General features: G+C 72.2%; 11 protein-coding genes. 3 read left to right on the plus strand and 8 right to left on the minus strand.

Translation table 11 applies throughout. The features are described from left to right. Positions 1 to 304: 304 nt before the first annotated feature. A complete protein-coding gene (locus tag HET64_RS12340) occupies positions 305 to 1,021 on the plus strand; it encodes a nitroreductase family protein (protein WP_215104793.1) in 717 nt (238 codons plus the stop codon). 150 nt (positions 1,022 to 1,171) lie between these two features. On the opposite strand, the gene pruA is transcribed toward HET64_RS12340, so the two are convergent. Both pruA and HET64_RS12350 read right to left on the minus strand, forming a co-directional pair. After that, on the minus strand, positions 1,172 to 2,803 hold the full coding sequence (pruA, locus tag HET64_RS12345) for an L-glutamate gamma-semialdehyde dehydrogenase (protein WP_215104795.1): 1,632 nt from the start codon (positions 2,801 to 2,803) through the stop codon (positions 1,172 to 1,174). Between the two features lie 79 nt (positions 2,804 to 2,882). Then, complete coding sequence (locus HET64_RS12350) at positions 2,883 to 3,809, minus strand: proline dehydrogenase family protein (protein ID WP_215104797.1); 927 nt, start codon at positions 3,807 to 3,809, stop codon at positions 2,883 to 2,885. A 191-nt stretch (positions 3,810 to 4,000) separates the two neighbouring features. Between HET64_RS12350 and HET64_RS12355 the strand changes: the two genes are divergently transcribed. Further along, the gene (locus tag HET64_RS12355; RefSeq protein WP_215104798.1) at positions 4,001 to 5,149 is read left to right on the plus strand and encodes a CdaR family transcriptional regulator; all 1,149 of its coding nucleotides are present in this window, start codon (positions 4,001 to 4,003) and stop codon (positions 5,147 to 5,149) included. A gap of 45 nt (positions 5,150 to 5,194) precedes the next feature. Here the strand turns inward: HET64_RS12355 and HET64_RS12360 are convergent, their stop codons facing one another. The 3 genes from HET64_RS12360 to HET64_RS12370 form a co-directional block, all read right to left on the minus strand. Next, the gene (locus HET64_RS12360) at positions 5,195 to 5,977 is read right to left on the minus strand and encodes an isoprenyl transferase (RefSeq protein ID WP_097872023.1); all 783 of its coding nucleotides are present in this window, start codon (positions 5,975 to 5,977) and stop codon (positions 5,195 to 5,197) included. Positions 5,978 to 6,059: 82 nt separating this feature from the next. Beyond that, a complete protein-coding gene (locus HET64_RS12365) occupies positions 6,060 to 6,590 on the minus strand; it encodes a hypothetical protein (protein WP_215104800.1) in 531 nt (176 codons plus the stop codon). Continuing rightward, on the minus strand, positions 6,587 to 7,285 hold the full coding sequence (locus HET64_RS12370) for an Imm52 family immunity protein (RefSeq protein ID WP_215104802.1): 699 nt from the start codon (positions 7,283 to 7,285) through the stop codon (positions 6,587 to 6,589). The genes HET64_RS12365 and HET64_RS12370 overlap by 4 nt, the downstream gene beginning before the upstream one ends. A gap of 267 nt (positions 7,286 to 7,552) precedes the next feature. On the opposite strand from HET64_RS12370, the gene HET64_RS12375 reads away from it, so the two are divergent. Beyond that, the gene (locus HET64_RS12375; RefSeq protein WP_251145215.1) at positions 7,553 to 8,812 is read left to right on the plus strand and encodes a hypothetical protein; all 1,260 of its coding nucleotides are present in this window, start codon (positions 7,553 to 7,555) and stop codon (positions 8,810 to 8,812) included. 20 nt (positions 8,813 to 8,832) lie between these two features. On the opposite strand, the gene HET64_RS12380 is transcribed toward HET64_RS12375, so the two are convergent. The 3 genes from HET64_RS12380 to ilvC all read right to left on the minus strand — a co-directional run bounded on the left by HET64_RS12380 (position 8,833) and on the right by ilvC (position 14,458). Continuing rightward, the gene (locus HET64_RS12380; RefSeq protein WP_215104804.1) at positions 8,833 to 11,325 is read right to left on the minus strand and encodes a Tox-REase-5 domain-containing protein; all 2,493 of its coding nucleotides are present in this window, start codon (positions 11,323 to 11,325) and stop codon (positions 8,833 to 8,835) included. Positions 11,326 to 11,571: 246 nt separating this feature from the next. Beyond that, positions 11,572 to 13,164 (minus strand): phosphoglycerate dehydrogenase, encoded by a 1,593-nt coding sequence (gene serA / locus HET64_RS12385; RefSeq protein ID WP_018960078.1) that lies wholly within the window; start codon positions 13,162 to 13,164, stop codon positions 11,572 to 11,574. 292 nt (positions 13,165 to 13,456) lie between these two features. Beyond that, the gene (gene ilvC / locus HET64_RS12390) at positions 13,457 to 14,458 is read right to left on the minus strand and encodes a ketol-acid reductoisomerase (protein WP_215104806.1); all 1,002 of its coding nucleotides are present in this window, start codon (positions 14,456 to 14,458) and stop codon (positions 13,457 to 13,459) included. Positions 14,459 to 14,517 lie beyond the last annotated feature (59 nt).

Below are 14,517 nucleotides of genomic sequence, written 5' to 3' on the forward strand. Positions count from 1 at the left end.
TCGACTAGTCGTCGGCGGCGGCAGCTTTGTATATGTATAAGAGACAGCGCCGGCGACGAGCAGCAGGGAAACACCGAGGCGCGCGCGGGAGTTGCGTCTCATGGGGGAGCTCCTTCTGGGGTGACGTGTGGGGACGTACCGAGAAGGAATTTGACATGCTCATTACCTAGTTCACAAGACCGCCTGCTCGGGGCGCCGGAGGGCGGACAGCCGGTCCCGGTCAGCGGACACTGACCGGGACCGGTCGCGCGCCTGTCCGAAGCCCCGCTTCCCCCGGGCCTCCCCCACCGCGCACACTGCGGCCATGTCCGACACGACGCCCACGCCCACGCCCCGGCAGTGGTCGCCCATCCATGGCGACCCGTACCGTCCCGCGCCCTACCGCCCCGAGCGGATCGCCCCGGAGGAGTCGCTCGCCCGCGCCGCCGGGCTGCGGGAGCGCATGGACGAGCGCAGGACCGTCCGCGCCTTCTCCCCCGACCCGGTCCCGGAGCAGGTCGTGCGCGACGCCATCGCGTGCGCGGCCACCGCCCCCTCCGGCGCGCACCAGCAGCCGTGGACCTTCGCCCTGGTCAAGGACCCCGAGGTCCGCCGCCGGATCCGGGAGGCCGCCGAGCACGAGGAGAAGGTGAGTTACGACGGGCGGCTCGGCGAGGAGTGGCTCGCGGCGCTGCGCCCGCTGGGCACCGACGCGGTGAAGGCCCATATGACGGACGCGCCCGCCCTGATCGTGGTGTTCCAGCAGCGCTACTGGCTGGGCGAGGACGGCACGAAGCGCAAGCACTACTACGGGGACGAGTCGGTCGGGATCGCGGTGGGCATGCTGCTCACCGCCCTGCACCTGTCCGGTCTCGCCGCGCTGATCCACACCCCGAGCCCGATGCGCTTCCTCGGCGAGGTCCTGAACCGGCCGGAGAACGAGAAGGCGTTCGCGGTGATCCCCGTCGGCTATCCCGCCGACGACTGCGAGGTCCCCGACCTGGTGCGCAAGTCGCTGGACCAGGTGCTGGTGGAGATCTGAGGAGCCCCGCCCGGCCCCGAGAACAGGCGGCACATGGAAACCGCCCCCCGGCCGGCAGGGGGGCCGGTCGGGGGGCGGTGCTCTGGGGGGTCTTCCGTCGCCGGGAGACCCCGGGTCCGGGGCGTCGTGCTGCGGCGCCCCGGGAGGGCGTCAGCCCTGGTGGGGGTAGGTGTAGTCGGTCGGCGGGACCAGCGTCTCCTTGATGGCCCGGGTCAGGGTCCAGCGCTGGAGGTTCTGCGGGGCGCCCGCCTTGTCGCAGGTGCCGGAGGCACGGCCGCCGCCGAAGGGCTGCTGGCCGACGACGGCGCCGGTCGACTTGTCGTTGATGTAGAAGTTGCCCGCGGCGTAGCGGAGCTTGTCCATCGTGTACGCGGCGGCCGCGCGGTCGCCCGAGATGACCGAGCCGGTCAGCGCGTAGTCGGAGACCGACTCCATCTGCTCCAGCATGGCGTCGTAGTTCTCGTCCTCGTAGACGTGGATCGCGAGGATCGGGCCGAAGTACTCGGTCGTGAAGACCTCGCTCTCGGCGTCGGAGCACTCGATGACGGTCGGGCGGACGAAGTAGCCCACCGAGTCGTCGTAGGTGCCGCCCGCGACGACGGTGCACGCCGGGTCGGACTTCGCGCGGTCGATCGCGGCCTTGTTCTTGGCGAACGAGCGCTCGTCGATGACGGCTCCGATGAAGTTCGTCAGGTCGGTGACGTCACCCATCGTGATCGAGTCGACCTCGGCCGCGAACTCCTCCTTGAAACCGGAGTTCCAGATGGAGGCCGGGACGTACGCCCGCGAGGACGCCGAGCACTTCTGGCCCTGGAACTCGAAGGAGCCGCGGGTCAGCGCGGTCTTCAGGATGGCGCGGTCGGCGCTGGGGTGCGCGACGACGAAGTCCTTGCCGCCGGTCTCGCCGACGAGCCGCGGGTACGTGCGGTAGTTGGCGATGTTGTTGCCGACCGTCTTCCACAGGTGCTGGAAGGTGGGGGTCGAGCCGGTGAAGTGGATGCCGGCCAGGTCGCGGTGGTTCAGCGCCACCTCGGAGACGGCGATGCCGTCGCCGGTGACCAGGTTGATGACGCCCTTGGGCAGCCCGGCCTCCTCCAGGAGCTGCATCAGCAGCACGGCGGCGTGGGTCTGGGTCGGGGACGGCTTCCACACCACGACGTTGCCCATGAGCGCGGGGGCGGTGGGGAGGTTGCCCGCGATGGCCGTGAAGTTGAACGGCGTGATCGCGTAGACGAAGCCCTCCAGCGGGCGGTGGTCCATGCGGTTCCACACGCCCGGGGAGTTCGCCGGGGGCTGCTCGGCGAGGATCTGGCGCGCGTAGTGCACGTTGAAGCGCCAGAAGTCGATGAGCTCGCAGGGGGTGTCGATCTCGGCCTGCTGGGCGGTCTTGGACTGGCCGAGCATGGTGGAGGCGGCCAGCGTCTCGCGCCAGGGGCCGGCCAGCAGCTCCGCGGCGCGCAGAATGATCGCCGCGCGGTCGTCGAAGGCCATCGCGCGCCAGGCCGGAGCGGCGGCGAGGGCCGCGTCGACGGCGTCCTGGGCGTCCTGCTCGGTGGCGCCGGCGAAGGTGCCGATGACGGCCTGGTGGTTGTGCGGCTGTACGACGTTCACCCGCTCGCCGCCGCCCATCCGCTTCTCGCCGCCGATGGTCATCGGCAGGTCGATCGGGTTGTCGGCGAGCTCCTTGAGCTTCACCTCCAGGCGGGCGCGCTCCGGGGAGCCCGGGGCGTAGGAGTGAACCGGCTCGTTGACCGGCGCGGGGACCTGGGTGACGGCGTCCATGAGTGCCTTGTCTCCTTGGTGTCGGCGGGGATGGGTGTGTCGGCCGTGGCCGGTTCAGCCCCGGGTCGGGGCCGGGCGCTCAGCCCTTGGTGAGGATCGAGCGGCCGAAGAACAGCAGGTTGGCCGGCTTCTCCGCGAGGCGGCGCATGAAGTATCCGTACCAGTCGGTGCCGTACGCCGTGTAGACGCGCATCCGGTGGCCCTCGGCCGCGAGCCGGACGTGCTCGTCGCTGCGGATGCCGTACAGCATCTGGAACTCGTACTCGTCCAGTTTGCGCCCGGCCTGGCGGCCCAGCTCCTGGGCGATGGCGATGAGACGGGGATCGTGGGACCCGATCATCGGGTAGCCCTCGCCCTCCATCAGGATCCGGGTGATACGGACGTACGCCTTGTCGATCTCGGCCTTGTCCTGGTACGCGACGGTGGCGGGCTCCTTGTAGGCGCCCTTCACGATGCGTACGCGGCTGCCCGCGGCGGCGAGCCTGCGGGCGTCGTCCTCGGTGCGGAACAGGTAGGACTGGATGACGCAGCCGGTCTCCGGGTGGTCCTTCCGCAGCTCCTCGTGGATGGCGAACATCGAGTCGAGGGTGGTGTGGTCCTCGGCGTCCAGGGTGACCGTGGTGCCGATGGCGGCCGCCGCCTCGACGACCGGGCGCACGTTGGCGAGGGCCAGCTCGTGGCCGCCCTCCAGCGCCTGGCCGAACATCGACAGCTTGACGGACATCTCGGCGCGGGTGCCCAGGCCGAGGTCCTTCAGACGCCCGATGAGCTCCAGGTACGCGTCGCGGGCGGCCTCGGCCTGCGCGGGGGTGGTGATGTCCTCGCCGACGACGTCGAGCGTGACCTCCAGGCCCTTGTCCGCGGCGTCCTCCACGATCGGCACGACCTGGTCGACGGTCTCCCCGGCGATGAAGCGGTCGACGACCTGCTTGGTGCCGGGCGCGGCCGAGACGAACCGGCGCATCTTGTCGCTGCGCGATGCGGCGAGAATCACGGGACCCAGCACGGGGCACCTCCACGAATATACGGACGAAGGGCCGTAACGGCACGAACGTGAACGGACCGGTACGGCACGGATAACCACTGTGAAATCTAGGGACCGCTCAGATCCTGTGCCATCGACACCTGTCACGCATCCGTGGCCGCCATCTCAGACATCTGTATGAAGAAAAGCGGGAACGGGTGCAGAATGGCGGAGTGACAGGCGATTACCAGGAACTGGTCGACGAGATCTCGGCCCTCCTCGACGCCCCGGCCACCCTGGAGAACCGGGATTTCGGCCTGGTCGCCTTCGGAGCCCACGACAGCGACGACGACTCCGCCATGGACCCGGTGCGCACCCGCTCGATCCTGACCCGGCGCTCCACGCCCGCCGTGCGCGCCTGGTTCGAGGGGTTCGGCATCACCCGGGCGACCGGGCCCGTCCGGATTCCCGCCGCCCCCGAGGCCGGGGTGTTCCGGGACCGCGTCTGCCTTCCCGTACGCCATCGGGGTGTCGTCCTCGGTTACGTCTGGCTGCTCGACGCCGACCCCGGCCCGACCGACGAGCAGCTGACCGCCGCGATGGAGGTCGCCGCCCGGATCGGGGCGCTGCTCGCCGACGAGGCGCGGGCGGGCGCCGACCTGTCGCGGGAGTTCGGCGCGGTGCTCACGGCGGGCCCCGGCCGGCAGCGCGACACCGCGGTCGCCGCGCTGGGCGAGGCCCTGGGGCAGGACGCGGAGGGGCTGCACACGGTGGTCTGCGTGACCCCGTGGGCGGACGACACGCCCTCGGTACGGGGGGTGGCCTCGGCGGCCGCCCTGGCGACGGTCGCCGCGCCGGGGGGAGCCGGGCCGCTGTCGCTGGCCGCGCTCGTCCGGTTGCGCGCGCCGGACCGCCTCGACCCGGCCCTGAGCGCCGCGGACCGGTTGCGCACCGATGCCGGCCCGGCAGCCACCGGGGGGATCGCCACGCCGCGGCGGGGCCTGGACGAGCTGACGGTCGCCTGGCGGGAGGCCACGGCGGCGGCCCGCGCGGCACGGGCCGAGCCCCGCCTCGGCCCGGTCGCCCGGTGGTCGTCGATCGGCCCGTACCGCCTGCTGACCGCCCTCCCGGGCACCGGCGACGCCCCCGGGGACCCGGTGGTCGCCCCGCTGCTGACCTCGCCGCACCGGGAGCTGGCGCACACCGCCGAGGTGTTCCTGGACTGCGCGGGCCAGGCGGGCCGGACGGCCGCCGCGCTGGGCATCCACCGCCAGACGCTGTACTACCGGCTCTCCCGGATCCAGCAGATCACCGGTCTCGACCTGAACGACGGCGAGGACCGGCTGCTGCTGCACATGGCGGTGAAGCGGTCCCGGCTGTAGGGGCGCTCGGCGGGCCCGGCCGCAAGGGGGCGCCCGGCGGGCCCGTCACTTGCCGAAGCGGCGTTCCCGGTTCGCGTAACTGCGCAGCGCGCGCAGGAAGTCCACGTGCCGGAAGGCCGGCCAGTAGCAGTCCACCCAGTGCATCTCGGCGTAGGCGGACTGCCAGAGGAGGAAGCCGGACAGCCGCTGCTCCCCGGAGGTGCGGATGATGAAGTCGGTGTGGTCGGCGACGGGTGAGTAGAGGTGCCGGGAGATGTCGTCGATCCCGAACCGGGCGACCAGCTCGGCCGGATCGCCGCCCGCCGCGATGTGCTCCTCGAAGGCGCTCTTCACCGCGTCGACGATCTCGCGCCGGCCTCCGTAGCCGACCGCCACGTCCACCTTGAGGCCGCCGCGCCCGGCCGTGGCGGCGGTGGCCTCCTTGAACACCCGGGCGCTGGCGCCGGGCAGCATGTCGAGCGAGCCGATCGCCCGGACCTCCCAGTCGCGGCCCTCGGCGGTGATGTCCCGGACGGTCTCCTCGATGACCTCGATCAGCGGGCCGAGCTCTTCGGCGGGGCGGCCCAGGTTGTCGTCGGAGAGCATGAAGAGGGTCACGTGCTCGATCCCGGCGGCCGTGCACCAGCCCAGGAACGTGGTGACCTTGGCGCCGCCCGCCCGGTAGCCCTCCCGGACGTCCGTGTGCCCGGCCTTCCGGGCCCAGCGCCGGTTGCCGTCGACCATGATCCCCACGTGCTGGGGGCGCGGCAGGCCCACCAGGGTGGCGGCGAGCCGGCGCTCGTACACCGCTTCGATCGGCCGTCGGAGGAACAGGGGAAGCAGCTTCATGGACCCACTCCATCACAGGACCGCCGGTGCCGGAGGACCCCGCCGTCGGTCCCGGACGCCGCCGGCGTTCTCCGGCGGGTCCTCACAACGGACCGTCCCTGTCGTCCGGTTCGGTGATCGTACGGTCGCTGACCAGGGCGGCCAGCACAAGTGGCGCGTCGCCGTCGCTGTGCCCCAAGGTCAGGGCGATCCACCGGCCGCCGGGGGCGACCGGACCCCAGACCACCAGGTCTCCGTACAGGTCCTCGGCGAACAGCGCCTCGAACAACGGCTCCACGGACGCCCCGGCCTCCCACCGCGGCAGCGCACCGTGCAGCCGCACCGGTCGGTGCGGGCCCCAGCCGTCGCTCAACGCTCCTGCCAGCACTGCCATGTGGCCCTCGGCGGCCTCCACGGCGTCGTTCCACTCGGGGGCGTACACGCCGGTGAGGGAGTGGCCCTCCCAGAGCGGCACGATCCGGAAGCCCTCCCCGACGGTGACCGTCCACTCACCGGTGGCCGGGTCGCCCTCGGCGGCGGTGGGGCCGGTCGCCGGTACGGGGGCGGCGAGGAGCTCGGTCACCTCGGCCGCCGCGCGCTCCGCGTCGAAGTCCTCGCCCGCCCGGGAGGTCACAGGACCGCCCGGTCCATCGGGCGGGGCAACGGAGCCAACGCCCCGGCCTCACGCAGCCGCTGGTACACCCGCACCACGCCCGCGCTGTCGCCCGGCGCCGCGATGCTCAGCAACTCCCCGCCGTCGGCCAGGGGTTCACGGACCACCTCCAGGCCATCGGGGACGAGGGCGGCGCGGGCCGGGGAGAGGTAGCCGGTCCGGCCGACGACCGGGTCGCCGACGGAGTAGCCGGCGTCGTCCTCCAGCGCGTCCAGCACGTCGTCGTCGCTCACGTCGCCGAAGTCCGGTTCCCACACCCGGGCGACGAGCGACAGGAGCGCCTCCTCGGGGACCACGGCCTCGTCCGGGGCGTGCAGGATGATCGCGAGCGACTGGAGCAGGAACTCCGGGGCCCCGCCGGCCAGTCCGCTGACCTCGGCCTCCCAGCCGGGCGCCCCGGTGCCGACGAGCCGCAGCCCGGTGCCCGTGAGGTCCGACCAGTCGGCCGCGCTCTGGGCGGTGCGGAGCGCGCCGAGCAGGGCGTCCCCGTCGGGGGTGAACGCGGTGGCGGGGCCGTTCCCGTGGACCTGACTCCAGGCCTCGGCCGCCTGCGGGACCAGCTCGGCGAGCCCGTCGAGGGTCCGGAGCCAGCGCTCGGCAAGCGCCTCGGCCGGCTCCGGCCGGGGACCCCAGAAGCCCCGCACTACACGTCGCATGCTCGTCTCTCCTCCGTCGGCCGGCCCACAGTGCGCGGTCCATCCGGCCGGACGGCGGCCGGGATCACCACGCGTGCAGGCTACTAGGGGGCGCGACGAAAGCAGCGGCCGAGTGTGCGGGAGCGGCCTCGGCGTTCGGCCACGTGAATGACAGCGTGTTCGTGGGCAACGCGGGCAAGGACGCGGCGCTGGAGCGAGGACGGCTTCTCGGGCACTTCTTCGCGGAGGACGAAGGACCACCCCGGCAGATCCCGCGCACTGCACCAGGTGATGGTCGCCCTGGAACGCGGAGGCCGCCGGGACCAAGCAGTGGAAGCGGCGGGGACGTTGCTGCGCTTTCAGCACATGGTCATCGAGGCGGCTTCCCAGGCCGGGGATCCTCTCGACTGCCGGCGCCTCCTGCAGCACTCCGTCGCCGCGCTGGCGGAGAGCAGGCGTCTGCTCGGCGAGAGCGAGAGCCGGTTGCTGCACAGGCGGGGGGAGGACATCGCACGGGTGGCGCGCGCCCGCCGTCTGGACGAGACCTTCCAGGAGATCGGCCCACCACCACCGCGCCGCCCGACCGAGCCGGCCGCCGAGGACGTCCCGGGGCCCCTCCCACGACCACCGCGCCGCCCGACCGAGACGTCCGCCGAAGGGGAGGTGCCCGGCGTCGCGGCGGAGGCGGCGCGCTGGGCCCGAAAGGCTCTGGAGCGCCTGCCGAAGGATTACCCCGGAGGCGCCCATGCGGTCGCCGAGGCCGCCCCCGCGCAGATGGCGGCCCGGCGCGCGCTGTCCCTGATCCCCGAGGACCTGATGCCGGAGGACGCCGATGACTGGCGGGGGGTGTGCGCACTGCTGGCGCGCTTCGCCCCGGCACGGCTCACGGGGGGCCCGATCGCGCGCGACGCCGGGCGAATCGCCCAGCAGGAATGGTCCTGGCGGGTCCTGCCCCACGTGGCGAGTACGTACGAGATCGCTGTGCGGGCCTACCGACGGATCAACGATCCCGCGGCCCAGGTACGCCTGTACTCCGACCTCGCGGAAGAGAGCTTCCGGTCCGGGGACTACCCACGGGTCATCACGTGCCGGCTCGCGGCCGCCGGGATCACGGAGGCGATGGGCGACGAGGCGGGCCAGGGGGAGGCCCTCGCCTCCGTCGCGCACGCCAACCTGCTGCTGGCGAAGCACGAGGAGGCCGCCCGGTTCGCCGGGAGAGCCGTCCCTCTCCTCACCGCCGCGAAGCGCCCCGGGCCCGCCGGCCGGGCGCTCACCACCCTGGCGAACGCCCGCTACAGCCTGGACCTCCCGGTCCAGGCGCTCTCCGCCGCTCTCAGCGCGGAGGCCCTCACCACATCGGCGAACGACCTGCGGGGCCGCGTGGCGGCCCTCCTCATCCTGGGTCTCGCGCAACGCGACACCGACCGCGCCGAAGACGCCTCCGTCTCCTGGAGGACCGCGTCGCGCATCGCCCGGACCCTCCAGGACCCCTACCTCACCGCGAGGACGGAGTCCTTCCTCAAGAACGTGGGCCATCTGCGCGCCTGACGTGTGCCGCGGCCACGCGCCTACTCGTCGAACGCCCCCGGCTTCCTGGTGCTGTCGTTGGGCTTCGTCGGGCTGTGGACCACCTTGACCGGAAGCCCTTCGTCCCGGAAGGCCTTGCGGGCGGCCTTGGCCACCTCCGGGTCGGAGAAGTGCCACTCCACGCTCCGGCCGCCGGACGCCTCCACCTGGGCGCGGGCCTCGGTGACGAACTTGTCCTTGCCCGACGGGGTGAGGGTGCCGCTGTCGGACTTGGACAGATAGCTGCCGTAACCGTTCTTGGCCTCCAGGAACGTCTGCCGGGAGGAGTCCCAGCCGTCGTACTCCACCGCCGGCTTGCCCTCCCGGGGATGCGGCACGACGTACTCCTGGCCCCGGTTGGTACCGGTCACCTGCTCCTGGTAGCGCAGCCAGGACTCGTTCTTCCAGTTGGGCGCGGGGTTGCGGTCCCGGCTCGCCCAGTAGCCGTCGCCCGCGTCCGCGTCCCCGAGCGTACGGTCCTTGAGGTCGTCGGCCCAGGACGGCGGGTTGTAGTTGCGCGGGTCGGAGGTGTCGTTGCGCTGCGCCTCCGGGTACTTCTTCTTGTCCACCTCGGCCTTGCGCGCCCGCTCGGGCTCCTCCAGCCTCTTCTGCTCCAGGTGGGCGGCCCGCTCGGCTGCTCGCGCCTGGGCGGCGGCGGCCTTGGCCGCCTCGTCGCACCCGTCGTTCGCGAGGACGATCCGGTGCGGGGAGCCGCCCGCCAGCACTCCGGTGCCCGAGCCCGGGACACCGATGGCCCCGCCCCCGCCGTACCGCACGCGCGGCGGGCCCGAGGCGATGACGCAGCCGGTCCGGCGCGCCGTGTCCTCGGCGGTGTCCGCCGCGTCGTCGGCCTCCTTCGCCGCCTTCCGTACGCCGTCGAGATCGCCGGCCTCGGCCGCCTTGCGGGCCCTGCGGGCCGCCGCCCCCGCATCGTCCGCGGCCTTCGCCACGGCTCCGGCGACCTTGCCCAGCACACCGAGTTTGCCGACCTTGCCGACGACCTTCCCGACGTTGTAGCCGGGGATGAAGATCGAGCCGATGTTCCAGATCACGTCGGTGACGGCCCGGGTCTTCTCGCCGTTGTTCCAGCGCTCGCGGACCTCGTCCCCGACGAACACGTCGTCGCCGACCGTGACCACCGTGCCGACGGACGCCTTGCCCCAGTCCCAGATGGCGCCCAGGTAGTCGCCGTCGGCCCACTTGTCGCCCGCGCCCGAGGAGTCCTTCATCCACTGGTCGCCGAGCTGCTTGCCGTAGTCGGCGAGGCCCGACCAGGTCTCCGGCTTGAACAGGTCGATGATCCCGGTGATGTCGCCCCAGATCCCGTCGACCACGAGGCCCTTGACGACCTGCGTCGTACGGTCCCAGGCGCAGCCGAAGAAGCCCCAGCCGCCGCAGTCCTCCTGCTCCTCGGCCTGCTCGCCGCCTTCCTCGCCCTCACCGTCGTCGGACGCCTGTACGTCGTGGGCGGCCTCGGGCTCCTCGTTGTCCTCGGGGAAGGTGTCCTCGCCGGTGCCGGGGCGGCCCGCGTCGTCGGGGCCCCCCGTGCCACCGCCGGTCGTGGTCGAGCCCTCGGATCCGCCCGAGCCCTCCGTACCTCCCGAGCCCTCGGTGCCTCCGCTGGAGCCCGGGCCTCCGGTGCCGCCGCTGCCTCCCGTACCGCCGGTCGCGTCACCGCCGGTGGCCCCGTCCGTGGACCCTCCGGTGACACCGCCCGTGGTCGTCGAACCGCCGTCGGCGCCCCCGTCCGCACCGCCGTCGGCGCCTCCGTCCGCGCTCCCCGAGGTACCTCCGTCGGCTCCCCCGTCCGTACCGCCGCCCGGGCGGTCGCCCGCCTCGACGGAGCCGCTGCCCGGGGAGACCGGGCAGGAGCTGCCCGTCAGCGAGCAGATCGCGGACTGGAGGCCCTCGGTGATCCGGCCGCCCAGGCCGCCCACGGTCAGGGCCCCGATCAGCGCGACGACGATCAGGACCAGGCCCAGGTACTCCAGGGCGGTCTGCCCCCGGTCCCGCTTCCAGGTGATCATGTGCGGGAGCGAGAACTTCGGCGGCTGCCCCCGGTCGCCGGGCGGCATCCGGAACCATGCCCGGCTCCCCGCGCGGCTGATCAGGACGATGATCAGCACCGGCAGGACGAGCTGGGTCAGCCCGTCCGGCGACCCGTCCCCGAGGTTGGCGAGACCCCCGAGGATCAGCCACACCTGGACGGCGACGATGCCCCACCGCACGCGCGCGCCGCCGGTCCTGACGTGCCGGGCCAGCAGCGCCGCGAGCACCCCGGGGGCGGAGGCGTACAGCAGGATGCCCAGCACCTCGGCGCCCATCGCGTCCGCGGCGAGGGCCGAGCCGGACAGGCCGATCGCCCCCAGCAGCGTCGCCCCGAACAGCACGAGGAGAGCCACGCGGACCAGGACGAGTGGGCGCGGGAGTTCACGCCGCGGGGCGACGGCCGGAGCCGGGCCTCCCGCTACGGGTATGCCACCGACAGCAGACATACGTGATCCGACCCCCGGCGCCCATGAGTGACATGACAATCGGTCACCCTAGGGGCGGGGACCCGTTCGCGTCGTGGGCCCCAGGACCCAACCCCGGGCCCACCTCGGCGGGTTGGCCGGGGGGAAAGCAACGTACCCGGCGGCGGGGCCGCTCGTACGGAACGAGCGGGCCTGCTACCGGGTACGGAGCGGCGTCGTGCGACTGTGCGTGAGCGTCAGTCGGTGAGGTTCACCGACGTGTCCGCGTCAGTCGGTGAGGTTCACCGAGCGGGCCGAGGACGCGCCGATCTCCTCGGCGATCTCGGTCAGCACCGGCTGCGGGACGGTGTCGTCGACGGTGAGGACGACGAGCGCCTCGCCGCCCACGGCGGCCCGGGACACCTGCATGCCCGCGATGTTCAGCCCGGCCTCGCCGAGGATCTTGCCGACCGCGCCCACCACACCGGGACGGTCCTGGTAGCGCAGGACGACCATGTGGTCGGCGAGCGCCAGATCGACGTCGTGCTCACCGATGGCGACGATCTTCTGGAGGTTCTTCGGGCCGGCCAGCGTGCCGGAGACCGCGACCTCCTGGCCGTCGGAGAGCGTGCCGCGCACGGTGACCACGTTGCGGTGGTCGGGCGACTCGGAGCTGGTGGTGAGGCGGACCTCGACACCGCGCTCCTGCGCGAACAGCGGGGCGTTGACATACGAGACGGTCTCGTCGACGACGTCCTCGAAGACGCCCTTGAGCGCGGAGAGCTCCAGCACCTTGACGTCGTGCTGGGTGATCTCGCCGTACACCTCGACGTCGAGCCGGGCCGCGACCTCGCCCGCGAGCGCGGTGAAGATCCGGCCGAGCTTCTCGGCGAGCGGCAGGCCGGGGCGTACGTCCTCGGCGATGACGCCGCCCTGGACGTTGACCGCGTCCGGGACCAGCTCGCCGGCCAGCGCGAGGCGGACGGACTTGGCGACCGCGATGCCCGCCTTCTCCTGCGCCTCGTCGGTGGAGGCGCCGAGGTGCGGGGTGCAGACGACCTGGTCGAACTGGAACAGCGGGGAGTCCGTGCAGGGCTCCTTCGCGTACACATCGAGGCCGGCGCCCGCGACGCGGCCCTCCTTCAGCGCGGAGGCCAGGGCCTCCTCGTCGACGATCCCGCCGCGCGCGGCGTTGACGATGCGCACCGAGGGCTTCACCTTGTGCAGCGCCTCGTCACCGATGAGACCGAGGGTCTCGGGGGTCTTCGGCAGGTGCACCGTGATGAAGTCGGCGACCTCCAGCAGCTCGTCCAGGCTGAGGAGCTTGACGCCCATCTGCGCGGCGCGGGCCGGCTGGACGTAGGGGTCGTAGGCGACGATCTTCATGCCGAAGGCCGACATGCGCTGGGCCACCAGGACGCCGATGCGGCCGAGGCCGACGACGCCGAGGACCTTCTCGCTGAGCTCGACCCCGGTGTACTTGGAGCGCTTCCACTCACCGTTCTTGAGCGCGGTGTTGGCCTGCGGGATGTTGCGCGCGGTGGCCACCAGCAGACCGCAGGCCAGCTCGGCCGCGGTGACGATGTTGGAGGTCGGGGCGTTGACGACCATCACGCCGGCCTTGGTGGCCGAGGAGACGTCGACGTTGTCCAGACCGACGCCGGCGCGGGCCACGACCCGGAGCTTCTTGGCGGCGGCGATGGCCTCGGCGTCGACCTTGGTGGCGGAGCGCACCAGGATGGCGTCGACGTCGACGATCGCGGGAAGAAGCTCGGCGCGGTCGGCGCCGTTGCAGTGCCGGATCTCGAAATCCGGACCCAGGGCGTCGACCGTGGCGGGCGACAGCTCTTCAGCGATGAGTACGACAGGTTTCGAGCTCACGTGAGTCCTCACAAGTCCAGTGCGGACGGCCGTCCCGACGGCCGCAGGCGGTGGAGGGGCTAGCCGCGTGGAAGACGCACGACACTGTGGGCCCTGACGCGTGTATCTGTTGAGAAGTGTAGTCATGCGACGCGCCTCGTACTGCGCCCCGGTGGAAGGATCACCCGCACGAGGGTGGACGTCGTGTACACCCGTACGGAACTGCCCCTCCGGTACCCCCGTACGGAGCGGCTTCTCCGGTCATCGCGGAGCGGGGCGGGTCCGTGAAGGACCCGCCCCGCTCCCCCGAGGTCTAGGCCTCTTCGTCGTTCACCCAGCTCATGAGCTTGCGCAGCTCACGGCCCGTGGTCTCCAGCAGGTGGTCGCTGTCGGCCTTCTTGTACTCGTTGTACTTGGGCAGACCGTTGTGGTACTCCGCCATCCAGGCCTTGGCGAAGGTGCCGTCCTGGATCTCGGTGAGGACCTTCTTCATCTCGGCCTTGGTGTCGGCCGTGATGATGCGCGGGCCGGTGACGTAGTCGCCCCACTCGGCGGTCTCCGAGATGGACCAGCGCATCTTCTCCAGGCCGCCCTCGTACATGAGGTCGACGATGAGCTTCAGCTCGTGCAGGCACTCGAAGTACGCGATCTCGGGCTGGTAGCCGGCCTCGGTCAGCGTCTCGAAACCGGCCTTGACCAGGGCGGCGGTGCCGCCGCAGAGGACGGCCTGCTCACCGAACAGGTCGGTCTCGGTCTCCTCGGTGAAGGTCGTCTTGATGACGCCGGCGCGCGTGCCGCCGATGCCCTTGGCGTACGAGAGCGCGAGCTCCAGGCCCTTGCCCGAGGCGTCCTGCTCGACGGCCACGATGCAGGGAACGCCGCGGCCCTCCTCGTACTGGCGGCGGACCAGGTGGCCGGGGCCCTTGGGGGCGACCATGCAGACGTCGACGCCGGCCGGCGGCTTGATGAAGCCGAAGCGGATGTTCAGGCCGTGGCCGAAGAACAGCGCGTCGCCGTCCTTGAGGTTGTCCTTGACGGACTCCTCGTAGACCTGGGCCTGGATCGGGTCCGGGACGAGGATCATGATGACGTCGGCCTCGGCGGCGGCCTCGGCCGGGGTCACCACGCGCAGGCCCTGCTCCTCGGCCTTGGCCTTGGACTTCGAGCCCTCGTGCAGACCGACGCGGACGTCGACGCCGGAGTCACGGAGCGACAGCGCGTGGGCGTGGCCCTGGCTGCCGTATCCGAGAACCGCGACCTTGCGGCCCTGGATGATGGACAGGTCGGCATCGTCGTCGTAGAACAGCTCGGCCACTGGGTCTTCTCCTTGGTGTGCAGGTGTTGCGTCCCACCGTACGGCGGGGGCGTCGGGTA

Source organism: Streptomyces sp. McG3 (assembly GCF_018619185.1).
Lineage (GTDB): Bacteria > Actinomycetota > Actinomycetes > Streptomycetales > Streptomycetaceae > Streptomyces.